This is a genomic window from Streptomyces sp. ISL-99, from assembly GCF_018614005.1.
GTDB lineage: Bacteria > Actinomycetota > Actinomycetes > Streptomycetales > Streptomycetaceae > Streptomyces > Streptomyces flavidovirens.
In genome coordinates this window covers 99,426-115,117 of sequence record NZ_JAGGPC010000028.1, presented here as the reverse complement: position 1 = coordinate 115,117, position 15,692 = coordinate 99,426, and the positions used below count along the sequence as shown (strand labels likewise).

The window sequence follows — 15,692 nt, the reverse complement described above, 5'->3', positions numbered from 1 at the left end:
AACTTGTCGCGCACCAGGGCGTTTACGATCCCTTCCGCCGACCTACCCTGAAGGTATGGCAGGGCACGGAGAGCCACCTGAGGGGGCACCCGAGGGCCTCCCTGGTGGCAGCGACGACGAGTACCGGTCCGTCGTCTTCGACGAATCGTTCGTGCGGGCTGCCCGCCTCCAGGAGTACTCCGCACAGGAGCGGATGGACGACCACGAGAAGGCCGTGCGCAGTCGGCCCGCGTGGACGGTCCGCGACGGGCGCGGCGACAGCCGCAGGGGCGCCGGGCCGATGCAGGCGCTGGTGCTCGTCCTGCTGGTCGCGATCGCCTTCGGTACGGCGATCTACATGGGCGTACGCCACCCCTACCAGCCGCCGGCGGCCACGCGCGCGGGGCTGCTGCGGTCCACGGTGATACCGCTGGCTCCGGAGGGCACGGTGCCGGGCGGCGCGCCCGCCGAACTCTTCGAGCGCAGTCCGGCCGCGCAGTTCCGCACGGGCGCCGAGGGCATCACCCTGCCGTCCGCGCGGCGCACCGCCCACTTCTCGGAGGGACAGGTGATGGCCGCGCTGACCATCGCGAAGGACTACCTCGTCGAGTCGTCCCTCGACCCGCACGTACTGAACGGCTCCACGGCCCGCCCGGTGCGCTCGCTCCTCGACCCCGACCAGCTGACGCAGTTCGACCGCAGCTTCGACGCACCGGCCGCCGACGGCAGGCACGCGGCCACGGGCTGGCTGGTCCGCTTCGACCCGGCCAAGGTCACGCTCGCGGGCGGCTCCCAGCCGCGCGTACAGGGGGTCCTGCACGTCGAGGAGACCGAGTCCGGCCGTCTCGCAGTGACCTCGGACCACACCTTCGTGTACGCGCTGCGTCCGGCCGGAGCCTCTGCCGGTGACGCGCGGGCGGACGGCGCGTCGCTGTTCACCGTCCGCCGCGAGCTGCATTTCCGCTTCGACCGCGACGACCTGCGGATGCACCGGGCCGAGCTGCTCGTCTCGTACGTCCAGGCCGGGCCCCAGGCATGCTCGGCCGACGCGGTGAGTCACCTGCGGCCGGTGCCGGCCGGGCAGCGGGCCACGGCCGACGGGCCCGCCGCGACCGACCCGTACGCGACGGGTCCTGCCACGGCGGCCCCGTGCGGCACGCTCGCGCCGGACGCGATGCCCAGCCCGCGGGGCGGTTAGCCCTTGCCCGTGTCGTCGGCGCTGCCGTTGCTGGTGCTGCCGCTGCTGCTGCCGCCGGTGAACCGGTCCCGCAGCTTGCCGCCCAGGTCGCCCGCACCGCCCGCGATGTCGCCGACGAGCTTCATCAGCGGGTCCTTGCTCGTGCGTACCGTGTCGGCGTAGTGCGACGCGGACTCGCGGAAGGAGTCCGTCACGGAGGTGTCGCCGTCCTCGTCGCGCTTCGGGTAGTGGCCGTCCATGATCCGCTGGTAGTCGCGGCTCTCCGCCCACTTCTTCAGCTCGGCGGCCCGCACCGTGGTGAACGGGTGCGAGCGCGGCAGCACGTTGAGGATCTTCAGTACGGAGTCGCGCAGGTCGCCGCCCGCCTCGTACTCCTCGGCCTGTTCCAGGAACGCGTCCACGTTCATCTCGTGCAGGTGGTTACCACCGGCGATCTTCATCAAGCCGCGCATCGACGCCTGGAGGTCCTGGCCGACCAGCAGACCGGCGCGGTCGGCGGAGAGCTCCGACTTGCGGAACCACTCGCGCAGCGCCGTCACGATCGCCATGATCGCGATGTTGCCCAGCGGGATCCAGGCGACCTTGAGCGCCAGGTTCGTGAGGAAGAGGAGGATCGTGCGGTAGACGGAGTGGCCGGACAGGGCGTGGCCCACCTCGTGGCCGACGACCGCCCGCATCTCCTCCTCGTCGAGCAGCTCGACCAGGCCCGTGGTGACCACGATGATCGGCTCGTCGAGACCGATGCACATGGCATTGGGCTTGGGGTCCTGCGTCACGTACATCGGAGGGACCTTCTTCAGGTCCAGGATGTAGCAGGCGTCCAGCAGCATCGCGTGCAGATGGGCGAACTGGGCCTCGCCCACCCGCACCGAGTCGGACAGGAAGAGCAGCCGCAGACTGCGCTCGGGAAGCAGCCCGCTCATCGCCTTGAACACCGTGTCGAACCCGGTGAGCTTGCGCAGGGCCACCAGGGCCGAGCGGTCCGCCGGATGCTCGTACGCCCGGGACGAGATGTCCGGGAAGCGCCGGCGATTGCGGCTCGGTACGTTCTCGTGCTTGCCGTCGGTCATGGATGGCCCCCTGTCTACGAGTGTTTCCCGTCCCCCGGACTTGCCTCAGCGTATGTGCTCGAATCCGCTCACGTGCGGCGCGCTCGGCCGGTTCCTGGAGCCGGACACTGCGTGAACGACTGAGTCGGCGTGAGCGTGCCCGTACCGCCCGCATACGATGTTCGCGAAGTCTCCGCTCCGACTCCCGGATAGGTCCTGCCGCAGATGAGCCTCCACAGCACCGCTGTCTCCCTCGTGTCCCTCGCCTCCGGTGAGGGCGGCGAGCACGGCGGGAACCACGAATCCCTCAACCCGTACCTCACCGGCGGCGGCGCGCTCCTCGCGCTCCTGATCCTGCTGTGGATCACCACGCGCTTCAACCGCGACCGCTGAGGCGGGGCCGCTGGACGGGGCCAGTAGGCTCTGCACGCATGGGAGAGCAGCAAAGGCCGGGCCGTACCGGGAAGCGCCGGCTCGGCGTGATGGGCGGGACGTTCGATCCGATCCATCACGGACACCTGGTGGCCGCCAGTGAGGTGGCCGCCCAGTTCCACCTCGACGAGGTGGTGTTCGTACCGACCGGGCAGCCGTGGCAGAAGAGCCACAAGCATGTCTCCCCGGCCGAGGACCGCTATCTGATGACGGTCATCGCGACGGCGTCCAATCCGCAGTTCTCGGTGAGCCGGATCGACATCGACCGTGGCGGTCCGACGTACACCATCGACACGCTGCGGGACCTGCGCGAGCTGAACAGCGACTCGGATCTCTTCTTCATCACCGGCGCCGACGCGCTCGCCCAGATCCTCACCTGGCGGGACGCGGAGGAGCTGTTCTCGCTCTCCCACTTCATCGGTGTGACCAGGCCCGGCCACGACCTCACGGACGACGGGCTGCCCAAGGGCGGTGTCTCCCTGGTCGAGGTGCCGGCGCTGGCGATCTCGTCGACCGACTGCCGGGCGAGGGTCGCGGCGGGTGAGCCTGTCTGGTATCTCGTTCCGGACGGTGTGGTCCGCTACATCGACAAGCGCGCGCTGTACCGCGACTGAGCGGTCGGCCCGGCCGTACGGGGAGCACAGACAAGCAGGGAGAGGGCACCGGTGAACGACCGACAGTACCCGTACGACCCGTACGCGCAGGATCCGTACGCCCAGCAGCCGGAGATCATCGGCTACGACGCGTACGGGCAGCCGGTGTACCAGCAGGCGCAGCAGCAGGACGGGCAGCAGTACGACGCGCCGCAGCAGCAGGGGTACGGCTATGACCCGTACGCCCAGCAGCAGCCGTCGTACGACCCGTACGCGCAGCAGCCCCAGCAGGAGCAACAGCAGCAACAGCAGCAGTACGGGTACGTCGACACCGCTCAGCAGCAGTGGATTCCGCAGCAGCAGGCCGCTCCTGCTCCCGCTCCTGTCCCAGAACCCGAGCCCGAGCCGGCCCCCGAGCCCGTTGTCGTGCCCGAGCAGCGCCGCCCCAAGAACGAGTACGCGACCGAGCAGTTCTCCTTCGTCGAAGAGCCGGACGAGAACTCCGAAGACGTCATCGACTGGCTGAAGTTCACCGAGAGCCGCACCGAGCGCCGCGAGGAAGCCAGGCGCCGCGGACGCAACCGCGTCGTCGCCCTGGTCGTCGCCGTCGCCCTCGTCGTCGCGGGTGGTGTCGGCTACCTCTGGTACGCGGGCCTGCTGCCCGGCCTCTCCGGCAAGAAGGACGCTCCGAGCACGGCGTCGGGTCCGCAGAAGCGCGACGTGATCGCGGTGCACCTGCACACCACCAAGGGCGCCACCTCGACCGTGCTGCTCGTCGACAACACCACCACCCAGCAGGGCACCACCGTTCTGCTCCCGAACTCGCTCTCCGTCGCGAACGACGACGGCACCACGACCACGCTCGCCAAGTCGGTCGACGACGACGGCTCGGCGGGCACGCGCGAGGCGATCGGTTCCGTACTCGGGACGAAAATCGGCGGCACCTGGCGGCTCGACACTCCGTACCTGGAGAACCTCGTCGAGCTGGTCGGCAACATCGACATCGACACCGACACCGATGTGCCCGACACCAAGAAGGGCGCGACGCCCGTGGTGAAGCAGGGCAAGCAGCAGACACTGAGCGGCCGGATGGCCGTCGCGTACGCCACCTACCGGGCGCCGGGCGAGGCCGAGGCGAAGCAGCTCCAGCGGTTCGGGCAGGTCATGCAGGGCGTACTGAAGAAGATCTCGGACGACCCGCAGGCCGCGACCACGACCGTCCGCACGCTGGCGCAGATCCTCGATCCCTCGCTGCCGGAGAAGGACCTCGGCGCCTCGCTCGCCAAGCTCGCCGACCACGCCAAGCGCGGCGCGTACAAGACGGCGCTGCTGCCGGTGCAGCCCGACGGCAAGCTGAGCGATTCCGCCGCCGACAGTGTGGTGAAGGACATCCTCGGCGGCTCGGCGAGCAGCCCGGAGCAGGGCGCGGCCGTGCGGGTCGGCGTCCGGAACGCGAACGGGAACACGGACGCCAACGAGGCCGCCAGGATCGCCCTGGTCAACGGTGGCTACACGTTCGTGGACGCCGGCAAAGCAACCGCGGTCCTTACGTCGTCGCAGGTCAGCTATGGCGACGCGGCCCAGAAGGCCACGGCCGAAGAGGTCGCGAAAACGCTGGGCCTGCCGGCGGACGCGGTCCGCAAGGGCAAGGCGGCCGCGAACGCCGATGTGACGGTCGTACTGGGCCAGGACTTCGAGGTGCGGTAATCCCGTCGGGGCTGTCGGCGGTCCGTGAGACCCTGGAGGTATCTCTGACCGCCGACGAAAGCCTGCTAGTGACCGCCACTGACCGTTCCATCGAGCTCATCAACGCCGCCGCTCAGGCGGCCGCCGACCGGCTCGCGCACGACATCATCGCTTACGACGTCAGCGATGTGCTGTCCATCACCGACGCCTTCCTGGTCGCCTCGGCGCCCAACGACCGCCAGGTCAAGTCGATCGTCGACGAGATCGAGGAGCGGCTGAACAAGGACCTCGGCGTGAAGCCCGTGCGTCGCGAGGGCGACCGCGAGGCCCGCTGGGTGCTCCTCGACTACGTCGACATCGTGGTCCACGTCCAGCACAGCGAGGAGCGTGTCTTCTACGCGCTGGAGCGCCTCTGGAAGGACTGCCCCGAGATCACGCTGCCCGAGGACGCCGTCAAGACCCGCGGCCTGGCCGAGGAGCACGCCAAGCTGCGTGCGGCCGGTGAAGTGGACGGAGACCTGAGCTGAACGGCAGCGACACCGGCACCGGCAAGAAGGGCCGGGGCCGGCGCATCGTCCTGTGGCGGCACGGCCAGACGTCCTGGAACCTGGAGCGCCGCTTCCAGGGCAGCACCGACATCGAGCTGACCGAGACCGGCGTCGCCCAGGCGCGCCGGGCCGCCAGGCTGCTCGCCTCCCTGAAGCCGGACGCGATGATCGCGTCCGACCTGAAGCGGGCGGCGGCCACGGCCGGCGAGCTGGCTGCCCTGACCGGCCTCGATGTGACGCACGACGCCGCGCTGCGCGAGACGTACGCGGGTGCCTGGCAGGGCCTGACCCACGACGAGATCATCGGTCGGTTCGGCGAGCAGTACTCCGCGTGGAAGCGCGGTGAGCCGGTGCGGCGCGGTGGGGGCGAGCTGGAGACCGAGGTCGCCGACCGGGCGGCTCCTGTCGTGCTCGCGCACGCCGAGAAGCTGGACGACAACGGCACGCTGGTCGTCGTCAGCCACGGAGGCACCATCCGCACCACCATCGGCCGGCTCCTGGGTCTGGAGTCGTACCACTGGGAGGGCCTCGGCGGGCTTTCCAACTGCTGCTGGTCGGTGCTGGGCGAAGGCGCCCGCGGCTGGCGGCTGCTGGAGCACAACGCCGGGACGCTCCCGGAACCGGTGCTCGGCGACGACGACTGACGGATTTCACTTTCTGGCAGGTCGCAGGCTAAAGTTCTTCTTGTTCGCAGCGCACAGCGCACAGAACAGCGGGGCTATAGCTCAGTTGGTAGAGCGCCTGCATGGCATGCAGGAGGTCAGGAGTTCAATTCTCCTTAGCTCCACAATCGGATCCCGGTTCCTCCTCCAGGAGGGGCCGGGATTTCTCGTTCACCGCGTCAATGGCCGGTGTCCCCGGCCACCGGCACCGAACTCGACGCGTCCGGCGCCGGATTGCCGATGCGCCTGCGGACCGGCCGCAGACACCGGCCAGTTGGCCGTCCTTCCGGCCTTCGTGGCGCTGTTGAGGGCCAGTTGCCCGGCGTCGCGACATTCGGCACTCTCTTCCTCAACCGGCTGAAAGCGCCGGGAGTGCATGCGTACGGGGATGCGCTGTGGGTATGCGACCTTGCACCGGCCCCCGCGTCGATCTTCGGCACTGCGGCCGGCCTCCTGCGCACACGCCACTACCCCCCTTGCGGAGCCATGGCAGAATCGGACCGCCGGAGGGGGACGACGGTCTGATGGGGAGGGAGAGCGCGATGCCCGCGAGCATCCTCGATGCGGTCCGTGGTCTGCCCGGCAGCGACAACGGAGGTATCGCGTACGTGTGCACGGCCTGCCGCCACAGCTGGAACTGAGTGATGGGCGCACACAGTCGGAAATGCGACTGGTGCGGCAGTGGCACGCCCATCGTCAGGGACATGGAACCGGTCAATGCCGACTACCAGTACTGGTGCGAGGAATGCGCCCGGGCGCTGATCATAAAAGGCGACCCCATCGAGACGTACCGCGAACTCGAAGGGGAGCCGATCTACGGCCGGCTGCTCGACGAGCACTGCACGCTCAAGCGCTTCTATTCGTTCGCCACAGCGTGAGCAGCGCGGCGAGGGCCGTGAGCGGGTAGAGCGCCGACAGTGCCATCTGTCCGGGGTTCTGGGCGAGTTCAAGCCGTCCCGGGCCGTGTGGCACCCACCACAGCGCGTACGAACAGAACACCGCCGCCGTCGCCAGCGCCCCTCCCGCGCCGACTCGCGCGGCCAGGAACAGCACCACGGGCACGCACCACACCCAGTGGTGCGACCAGGACACCGGGCTGACGAGCAGTGCGGTCACCGCGCACGCGACCACCGCTGCGGCCCGCTCGCCGCGCAGTTCGGCCGCCACGGCGACGGCGAGGCCCGTGCCGGCCGCCAGGGCGGCGGCCACGGCCCACCACGGGCCCGGGTCGCCGGTGTGCAGCAGCCGGGCCAGTACGCCGCGCAGGGACTGGTTGGCGGTGTCCTCGGCGTGGCCCACCCGGCCCGCCTCGAAGACCATCCGCGTCCAGTAGCGGTGCGAGTCGTACGGCAGGACGGCCGCGGCCGTCACGGTCGCCGCGAGGAAGACCGCGGCGGCCGTCCCGGCCTGCCGGAGCCAGGGGTTGCGGCTCGGGCGTACGGTGCCCCGTGCTCGTACGACTCCCGTGATCAGGAGAAAGACGCCGAAGAGCGCGGGTGTGAGCTTCACCGCGGCGGCGAGGCCGATGCCCGCGCCCGCCCACCGGTGGCCGTCGCGGCGGGTGAGGTCCCAGAGGACGGCCGCCGCGAGCAGCAGGTTGATCTGCCCGTACCGCAGCGTCGTCCACACCGGCTCGCACCACACGGCGACGGCGGCGGTCAGCAGAACGGCGGTGGCGCTCTCGCGGCCCACCAGCCGCAGGGAGAGGCGGACCAGCGCGACGAGGAGAAGGAGGTTTCCGGCCGTGGCGAGGGTGCGCATCTCGGGGACGCCGGGCAGCGTCAGCGGGGTGAACAGCAGGGCGGCGAAAGGGGGGTAGGTGGTCGGCAGGTTCGCCTCGGTGGCACGCATCGCGTAGAGGTCCTGGCCTGCCCGTACGGTCTCCCCCTCGGCCCGGTAGACCATGAGGTCGATCATCGAGACGCCGGCGGCACGCTGCGCGGCCCAGAAGACCGCGAAGGAGAGCAGACAGACCGAGGCGGCGACGAGTATCGGCCACCGGGCGAGGGCGGGGCGGGCGGCGGTGGTCTGCGCGGTCACGGTCACACGGGCTGACAGTACCGGGCGTATGGGGACAGAACGGGTGTGCGGGTAAACGATTTGGTGGAGGGCCGGGGGGACCGTGTAATGTTGGCGGAGCCGCCGGGGGAAACCCCGGGAACGGCGGAACGCAAGGGGCTATAGCTCAGTTGGTAGAGCGCCTGCATGGCATGCAGGAGGTCAGGAGTTCAATTCTCCTTAGCTCCACAGAATGAAGGTCCCCCGGTCGAATTGACCGGGGGACCTTCTCGTTTCCGGGGTGGTCAGCCTCTGCCGCTGCCCAGGGCCTTCCTGCCGATGGGCGGCAGTGCGGGCCGGGCCGGCCGCTCGGGGGCCTCCTGCTCGATGCGCAGCGCCAGGGCGGGGCAGCGGCGTACGGCACGCTGGGCGCGTCCGCGCAGGTGCACCGGTACGGACGCGTCCGCGAGCGCCGGGTAGCCGTCGGGGCCGAGCCGGATCAGCTCGGGCACGATGTCCGCGCACAGCCCGTGGCCCTTGCACAGCGTCCAGTCCACGGCGAACTTCTCGCCGCTCGGGATGCCCTCTTCCTCGTAGCCGGGGCCCGGCAGCGGCAGTACGCCCATCGTCTCGCGGCCGCAGCCGCCGCCCAGGACGTGCGCCGCCAGGTCGTCGGTGAAGGCGTTGAGGGTCGAGACGAAGAAGCGCACGGAGCCGTCGGGGTGCTTGCACGCGCCCCGGCCCTTGACGGCCTGCGTCACTTCGCGCAGTGCCTCCAGGGCGGCCTGACCTCCTCCGTTGAGTACGTCGGAGAGGCCGCCGGCGGCGGCGGGCAGGCCCAGCCGGCACGGGCCGCACTGGCCCGCCGTCTCAGCGGCCAGCCAGTTCGCGACGCGCAGCGACTCGCCCAGCGGGCAGGTCTCGGGGCCGATCGGGAGGATGGCACCCGCGCCCAGCGCGCCGCCGAACGAGGCGAGGGACTCGCGGGAGATCACAGCGTCGTGCGCGGCGACCGCGTCGATCCAGTTGCCGTGGTAGCCGCCGGTGAGCACGCCCTGGGGGAGTGGCGGTGCGCCGGCCATCTGGAGGATGTACCGCAGCGGCACTCCGGTGGGCACTTCCACGACCATGGGGCGCGCGACCGCGCCGGAGATGGTGAGCATGACCGTGCCCGGCTCGTTCTCCAGGCCGGTGTGGCCGTAGCGGCGGGCGCCTATGCGGGCGGCGACGGCGAGCTGCGCGAACGTCTCGGTGTTGGACAGCAGCGTCGGGGCGCCCCCTACGCCCGTCTCCGAGGCGCGCTCACGGCGTCCGGGCGGGAGCGCGGGGCCGCCGTTCGCGGCGCGGATCAGGGAGGACGCTTCGCCGGAAACCATGCGTTCCGGGGTACGTACGATCCGGGCGCGCAGTTGCTGTCCGCGCCGGTCGGACAGGCCTCGCTCGGCGAAGGCGGCGCGTATGGACGCCTCGGTCGAGTTCCGGGTCACGCCGACGATCAGGGTGCGGGCGCCGAGTGCCTCGGCCGCGAGCAGGGCGCCGTCGAGCGCGAGGTGCGGGGCGCGGTTGAGCAGGACGGTGTCCTTGCGGCAGGCGGGCTCGCCCTCACTGCCGTTGATGACGACGACGGGCCGCACCCCGCGCCGGATGGAGGCCTGTGCGACCGCCCGCAGTTTCTTGCCGAAGGGGAAGCCGGCACCGCCGCGGCCGCGCAGCGAGATGTAGTCGGCGAGTTCGGCCAGGCGCTCCCCGCCCATCGGCTCCAGTGGGCCGTGCACCTTCAGGTGCATGCCGAGGTCGAGGCGCTCGACCAGGTCGAAGCCGGTTGTCAGCTGGGGAAGGCCGACTACGCGTACTTCGGGGACGTCGGGAAGGGGGACGTTCAACTTCGGTCTCCTGCGGGTGCGTGCCAGGGCTCTCCGGCCGCGGGCCGGTAGAGCGGACCCGGCGCGGGCTCGGTGTTGTCGGTGGTGTGGGGGTGGGGGAGCGGTCCGGTGGGCGCGTCCGGGGCGTACGTGGGGCGGCCGGGGGCGTACCCGGGAACGTCCGGTACGGCGTCGGGGCCGTACCCGGGAAGGTCGGGGACGGGGCCGTACCCGGGAAGGCCGGCGTCGGGGCCGTACCCGGGAAGGTCGGGTGCGGGGGCGGCTCCCGGGCCGTACGCCGCGCGGTCCGGGTCGTACGGCGGGCGTACGGCCTGGGCGGGGGGCGGGGGTGACGGAGTGGGCCAGCGGGGCGGCGGAGGCGCCGCCTGGACGGGGATCTCCTCCGTCATGGGGATCTGTTCCGCCAGGGGGATCCGTTCGGTGGGAGCGGAGGCGGCCGACGCGGCCGAAGCCGATACGGCGCGGTACGCGGCGGATATACCGGCGTCTGTCCCCGCGCGTAGACCTTCCGGGGAGCGGCCCGCCTCGTACAGCGGCGGGGCGGGCGCCGCGAGGCGCTGCGGCGGGGGCTGCGGCGCCGGGGCGTCGCGGAACAGCTGCTCCGGCTGCCGCGGCGGCCGCTGTGGCAGCGGCGGCTCCTGCGGCGGTGCGAAACCGCCGCCCGGCAGCGGGGAGAGGGTGGCGTCGCGGGGCGCCGGATCGGGCGCCGGGCCCAGGGAGCCGGACGTGACCAGGGTGACCACCCGGTCGGCGATGGTCCGCTTGAGCGGCGGAGGGAGCAGGCGCAGCGAAAGGGCCGCGACGACCGCCGTGAGACACAGGGCGTACATCGTGACGACCCAGCCCGCGGCGGGCCGGCCCGCGAACAGGCCGTGCACCAGCGCCGACCCCCAGGCGGGGTAGGCGACCATGTGCAGCGACCGCCAGCGACCCGCGATGCGGCCCGGCGTGGCGAACGCGCTGCGCATGGCGCCGGTCGAGGCCGCGACGACCATGAGGAATCCGGCCAGCGAGCCGAATCCGATGAGTCCGGACGTACCGCTGATTCCGAGACCGAAGGGGACCAGGGCTCCCAGGAGCGCCACGTGTCCCAGTGAGACCTTGACCGTCACGTGCAGCAGCAGGAAGCCGAGGGAGGCGACCGCGGTGGCGCGGTGGACACCCTGGGCGAGCAGACGGTGGCGCGGCCGCAGCAGCAGCCGGTCCGTCGCGATCAGGCCCCAGGCGACGGCGGCGGTCAGCGAGACCAGGGAAAGGACGCCGGTGGTGAAGTCGAGCGCGGCGCGCAGGCTGTCGCTGCCGAGGACGGCGAACAGCGGTATGAGGAGCAACGCGACGGCTGTGAGGCCTCCTTGTGCGGGGCGGCTCAATGGGGGGAAAGCCAGGGAGGTCGAAATTTTTCGATGAGGGTTCATGGGGGCGACTCCGAATGGTTCGGCAAAGTGGTCCCGTTGCCGCATGCTAAGTCGCCCCATACCAGGCAGTACGAGGTTTGGAGGTTTAGCGTTCAGGAGGAGGGAAAACTTGCTCGATCGTTGCCCCGGATAGGGCCGATACGCGGAGTAACCCCTTTGGCAAGGGGGGACCGGTCCGTGGGACGGATACTCGATGCGGCGCTCTCGGGCGCTGCGGTACCCTGACGCCATGCGTGCCGTACGCCTTCTGCTTAGCGAGCCGCGCTGATCACTCCCGACGGATGAAAGATCCGGTCGGAATCGGCGCGGCGTCCCCTCCTGTGCGAGGGGATTTTTCATTCGCTGAACGTCACAGTTCATTCGCTGAACGTCACAGCCTGAATGTCGCAGCCGCCGGCAGAGACGATCGATGGAGCTTTGAGGATCATGAGCGAGACGAATTCCGCTGCCGAGGTGGCAGCGCCGCACCGCTACACGGCCGCGATGGCCGCTGACATCGAGGCACGCTGGCAGGACTTCTGGGACGCCGAGGGCACGTACGAGGCGCCGAATCCCAGCGGCGACCTGGCGGGCGACGCGGAGCTGGCCGCCAAGCCCAAGAAGTTCATCATGGACATGTTCCCGTACCCCTCCGGTGCCGGACTGCACGTCGGTCACCCGCTGGGCTACATCGCGACCGACGTCTTCGCCCGCCACCAGCGCATGACCGGCCACAACGTCCTGCACACCCTGGGCTTCGACGCCTTCGGCCTGCCCGCCGAGCAGCACGCGGTCGCCACCGGCACGCACCCCCGGGTGTCGACCGAGTCCGCCATGGACAACATGAAGCAGCAGCTGCGCCGGCTGGGCCTGGGCCACGACAAGCGCCGCTCCGTCGCGACGATCGACCCGGACTACTACAAGTGGACCCAGTGGATCTTCCTGCAGATCTTCAACTCCTGGTACGACAAGGAGGCGGACCGCGCCCGGCCGATCGCCGAACTGGTGGCGCAGTTCGAGAGCGGTGAGCGTACGACGCCGGACGCGCGCCCCTGGAGTGAGCTGAGCGCTGTCGAGCGCGCCGACGTCCTGAGCGAGTACCGCCTGGCGTACGCCTCCGACGCGCCCGTGAACTGGGCGCCGGGCCTGGGCACCGTACTGGCCAACGAGGAAGTCACCGCCGACGGCCGCTCCGAGCGCGGGAACTTCCCCGTCTTCAAGGCCAAGCTGCGCCAGTGGAACATGCGCATCACCGCCTACTCCGACCGTCTGCTGAACGACCTGGACGGCGTGGACTGGCCCGAGGCCATCAAGCTGCAGCAGCGCAACTGGATCGGGCGCAGCGAGGGCGCGCGCGTCGACTTCCCGGTCGACGGCCACGCGATCACCGTCTTCACCACCCGTCAGGACACGCTGTTCGGCGCCACGTACATGGTGCTGGCGCCCGAGCACGAGCTGGTCGAGAAGATCGTCCCAGCCGCCTGGCCCGAGGGCACGCACGACGTGTGGACCGGCGGCCACGCCACCCCGGGCGACGCCGTCACGGCGTACCGCGCACAGGCGGCCTCCAAGTCCGACGTGGAGCGGCAGGCCGAGGCCAAGGACAAGACCGGTGTCTTCACCGGTGCGTACGCGGTCAACCCGGTCAGCGGCGAGCAGGTCCCCGTCTTCATCGCCGACTACGTGCTGATGGGTTACGGCACCGGCGCGATCATGGCCGTACCGGCGCACGACTCCCGTGACTTCGCCTTCGCGCGCGCCTTCGAGCTGCCGATGCGCTGTGTCGTCGAGCCGTCGGACGGGCGGGGCGCGGACCCGGCGCAGTGGGACGACGCGTTCGCCTCGTACGACGCGAAGATCGTGAACTCCTCCGGCGAGGACATCTCGCTGGACGGCCTGGGTGTCGTCGACGCCAAGGCGAAGATCACCGAGTGGCTGGCCGCGCGGGGCATCGGCGAGGGCACCGTCAACTACCGGCTGCGTGACTGGCTGTTCAGCCGGCAGCGCTACTGGGGCGAGCCCTTCCCGATCGTCTACGACGAGGACGGCGTCGCCCACTCGCTGCCCGAGTCGATGCTGCCGCTGGAGCTGCCGGAGGTCGAGGACTACTCGCCGCGCACCTTCGACCCGGACGACGCCGACAGCAGGCCCGAGACGCCGCTTTCGCGCAACGAGGACTGGGTCAACGTCACGCTGGACCTGGGCGACGGTCCGAAGAAGTACCGGCGCGAGACCAACACCATGCCCAACTGGGCGGGCTCCTGCTGGTACGAGCTGCGCTACCTGGACCCGCACAACAGCGAGCGGCTGGTCGACCCGGCCATCGAGCAGTACTGGATGGGACCGCGCGAGGGGCAGCCGCACGGAGGCGTCGACCTGTACGTCGGCGGCGCCGAGCACGCCGTACTGCACCTGCTGTACGCGCGGTTCTGGTCCAAGGTGCTGTTCGATCTGGGACACGTCTCGTCGTCCGAGCCGTTCCACAAGCTGTACAACCAGGGCATGATCCAGGCCTTCGTCTACCGGGACTCGCGCGGCATCCCGGTGCCGGCCGCAGAGGTCGAGGAGCGCGACGGCGCCTTCTGGTACCAGGGCGAGAAGGTCAGCCGCGTCCTGGGCAAGATGGGCAAGTCCCTGAAGAACGCCGTCACTCCGGATGAGATCTCCGCCGAGTACGGCGCGGACACGCTGCGGCTGTACGAGATGGCGATGGGCCCGCTGGACGTGTCGCGGCCGTGGGACACGCGCGCGGTGGTCGGCCAGTACCGGCTGCTGCAGCGGCTGTGGCGCAATGTCGTCGATGAGACGACGGGCGAGGTCACGGTCGTCGACGCCGAGCCCGACGAGGACACGCTGCGCGCCCTGCACAAGGCGATCGACGGCGTCGGCAAGGACATGGCGGGGATGCGCTTCAACACCGCCATCGCCAAGGTCACCGAGCTGAACAACCACCTGACGAAGGCGGGCGGCCCGCTGTCGCGGTCGGTCGCCGAGCGACTGGTGCTGCTGATCGCGCCGCTGGCGCCGCACATCGCGGAGGAGCTGTGGCGCAAGCTGGGGCACACGGACTCCGTGGTGTATCAGGACTTCCCGGTCGCCGATCCGGCGTACGTCGTGGACGAGACCGTGACGTGCGTGGTGCAGGTCAAGGGCAAGGTGAAGGCGCGGCTGGAGATCTCCCCGTCGATCGCTGACGAGGAGCTGGAGAAGCTGGCGCTGGCCGACCCGGCCGTGGTCGCGGCGCTGGGCGGCGCGGGGATCCGCAAGGTGATCGTGCGGGCGCCGAAGCTGGTCAACATCGTTCCCGCGTAGTTCGTGGTTGTTGTGTAGGTGCTTTCCCCTACGGGCAGGTTGGGGGGTCCCGATGGAACCCTTCGCCTGCCCGTTCCGTTTACGGTGGAGAGACCACGCGAGCCGAGTGGACCGACAAACGGAGAGGCGCTCATGGACGCCCTTACCCTGATCCTGATCCTGACGTCGCTGCTCTTCGTGGCGTTCGTGGCGACGGGGGTGTACGTGAGCGTGAAGGCTGTCGGTGCGGCCAAGCGCGGCGTGGACCGCAAGATCACGCAGGCGCGCCGCACCGTCGAGGACACCACCCTGCGGGCGAAGAGCTTTGGGCAGGTGGGCGTGGCCGGTGAGCTGGCCCAGCTGAGGCTCTCTCTGCGTACGTCGATGAAGGCCACCCAGGAGGCGCTGAACGCGGGCGCCGCGGAGGACGCCTCACTGTCGGAGTCGCTCGGGCTGTTCGAACGGCTGAGCGCGCACGGGCACGAACTGGACGACGACCTGAAGCGGCTGGAGCGCGAGCCGGACAAGGCGCGGGTCGCGGAGCGGCTGCCGGACCTGCGTGAGCGTACGGAGCGGGTGACGCATGCGGCGGACTCGCTGCGGTGGGCGGCGCGGGACCGGGCGCAGCAGTTCGCGAACGACGACCTCGCGTCGCTGAGCGCGCAGATCGAGGTCGAGTCGGGGGCACTGCGGCACTGGGCCACGGGGCCGGGTGCGGACGCGTCCTGGCCTGCGGCGGACGCGAAGGGGAACGGCACGGCGCACGGGGTGGCTGAGGCTGCTGCTGCTGCGGCCGGGGCGGCGGCGGACCGGGCGGAGGGGGCCGACGCGGCGCGCCGGGCGGCTGCCGGGCCCGAGGCGATCACGGCGCGTGACCCTCACCGGCAGACCACGTACCCGTGGCAGAAGACGGCCCGCCCGGAGGGCACGGTCTGACAAGGAACGGTCTGACAAGGAACGGTCTGAGAAGGCACCGCCT

At 70.6% G+C, this 15,692-nt stretch carries 13 protein-coding genes and 2 tRNA genes; 11 read left to right on the top strand and 4 right to left on the bottom strand.

Annotated features, from left to right (window positions below; translation table 11 throughout):
* The first annotated feature begins 55 nt into the window (after nt 1–55).
* A complete protein-coding gene (locus tag J7E91_RS17150) occupies nt 56–1,177 on the top strand; it encodes a hypothetical protein (RefSeq protein ID WP_214904973.1) in 1,122 nt (373 codons plus the stop codon).
* Here J7E91_RS17150 and J7E91_RS17145 read toward each other — a convergent pair.
* Nucleotides 1,174–2,247, bottom strand: coding sequence for a M48 family metallopeptidase (locus tag J7E91_RS17145; RefSeq protein WP_214904970.1), 1,074 nt, complete (start codon nt 2,245–2,247; stop codon nt 1,174–1,176). The two genes, J7E91_RS17150 and J7E91_RS17145, sit on opposite strands and share 4 nt — an antisense overlap.
* A 204-nt stretch (nt 2,248–2,451) precedes the next feature.
* On the opposite strand from J7E91_RS17145, the gene J7E91_RS17140 reads away from it, so the two are divergent.
* From J7E91_RS17140 to J7E91_RS17110, 7 genes are all read left to right on the top strand, one after another.
* On the top strand, nt 2,452–2,619 hold the full coding sequence (locus tag J7E91_RS17140; RefSeq protein WP_028813473.1) for a hypothetical protein: 168 nt from the start codon (nt 2,452–2,454) through the stop codon (nt 2,617–2,619).
* A gap of 38 nt (nt 2,620–2,657) precedes the next feature.
* Complete coding sequence (nadD, locus tag J7E91_RS17135; RefSeq protein WP_028813474.1) at nt 2,658–3,272, top strand: nicotinate-nucleotide adenylyltransferase; 615 nt, start codon at nt 2,658–2,660, stop codon at nt 3,270–3,272.
* 51 nt (nt 3,273–3,323) lie between these two features.
* On the top strand, nt 3,324–4,958 hold the full coding sequence (locus J7E91_RS17130; protein WP_214904968.1) for an LCP family protein: 1,635 nt from the start codon (nt 3,324–3,326) through the stop codon (nt 4,956–4,958).
* A gap of 68 nt (nt 4,959–5,026) precedes the next feature.
* A complete protein-coding gene (gene rsfS / locus J7E91_RS17125) occupies nt 5,027–5,464 on the top strand; it encodes a ribosome silencing factor (protein WP_214904965.1) in 438 nt (145 codons plus the stop codon).
* Complete coding sequence (locus tag J7E91_RS17120) at nt 5,461–6,129, top strand: histidine phosphatase family protein (protein ID WP_214905257.1); 669 nt, start codon at nt 5,461–5,463, stop codon at nt 6,127–6,129. Before rsfS ends, J7E91_RS17120 begins: the two co-directional genes overlap by 4 nt.
* Nucleotides 6,130–6,199: 70 nt before the next feature.
* Nucleotides 6,200–6,272, top strand: a tRNA-Ala gene (locus tag J7E91_RS17115).
* Nucleotides 6,273–6,791: 519 nt separating this feature from the next.
* Nucleotides 6,792–7,025, top strand: a complete 234-nt coding sequence (locus J7E91_RS17110) for a hypothetical protein (RefSeq protein ID WP_214904962.1) — start codon at nt 6,792–6,794, stop codon at nt 7,023–7,025.
* Here the strand turns inward: J7E91_RS17110 and J7E91_RS17105 are convergent.
* Nucleotides 6,994–8,193, bottom strand: a complete 1,200-nt coding sequence (locus tag J7E91_RS17105; protein WP_308376683.1) for a glycosyltransferase 87 family protein — start codon at nt 8,191–8,193, stop codon at nt 6,994–6,996. The two genes, J7E91_RS17110 and J7E91_RS17105, sit on opposite strands and share 32 nt — an antisense overlap.
* Nucleotides 8,194–8,321: 128 nt before the next feature.
* Between J7E91_RS17105 and J7E91_RS17100 the strand changes: the two genes are divergently transcribed.
* Nucleotides 8,322–8,394: transfer RNA gene (locus tag J7E91_RS17100), tRNA-Ala, on the top strand.
* A 56-nt stretch (nt 8,395–8,450) separates the two neighbouring features.
* On the opposite strand, the gene J7E91_RS17095 is transcribed toward J7E91_RS17100, so the two are convergent.
* Both J7E91_RS17095 and J7E91_RS17090 read right to left on the bottom strand, forming a co-directional pair.
* Nucleotides 8,451–10,028, bottom strand: coding sequence for an NADH-quinone oxidoreductase subunit NuoF family protein (locus J7E91_RS17095; RefSeq protein WP_214904960.1), 1,578 nt, complete (start codon nt 10,026–10,028; stop codon nt 8,451–8,453).
* A complete protein-coding gene (locus tag J7E91_RS17090; protein WP_308376682.1) occupies nt 10,025–11,359 on the bottom strand; it encodes a hypothetical protein in 1,335 nt (444 codons plus the stop codon). Before J7E91_RS17090 ends, J7E91_RS17095 begins: the two co-directional genes overlap by 4 nt.
* Before the next feature lie 510 nt (nt 11,360–11,869).
* Between J7E91_RS17090 and leuS the strand changes: the two genes are divergently transcribed.
* Nucleotides 11,870–14,734, top strand: coding sequence for a leucine--tRNA ligase (gene leuS / locus J7E91_RS17085; protein ID WP_214904954.1), 2,865 nt, complete (start codon nt 11,870–11,872; stop codon nt 14,732–14,734).
* Between the two features lie 132 nt (nt 14,735–14,866).
* Nucleotides 14,867–15,649 (top strand): hypothetical protein, encoded by a 783-nt coding sequence (locus J7E91_RS17080; protein ID WP_214904951.1) that lies wholly within the window; start codon nt 14,867–14,869, stop codon nt 15,647–15,649.
* Nucleotides 15,650–15,692: the final 43 nt, after the last annotated feature.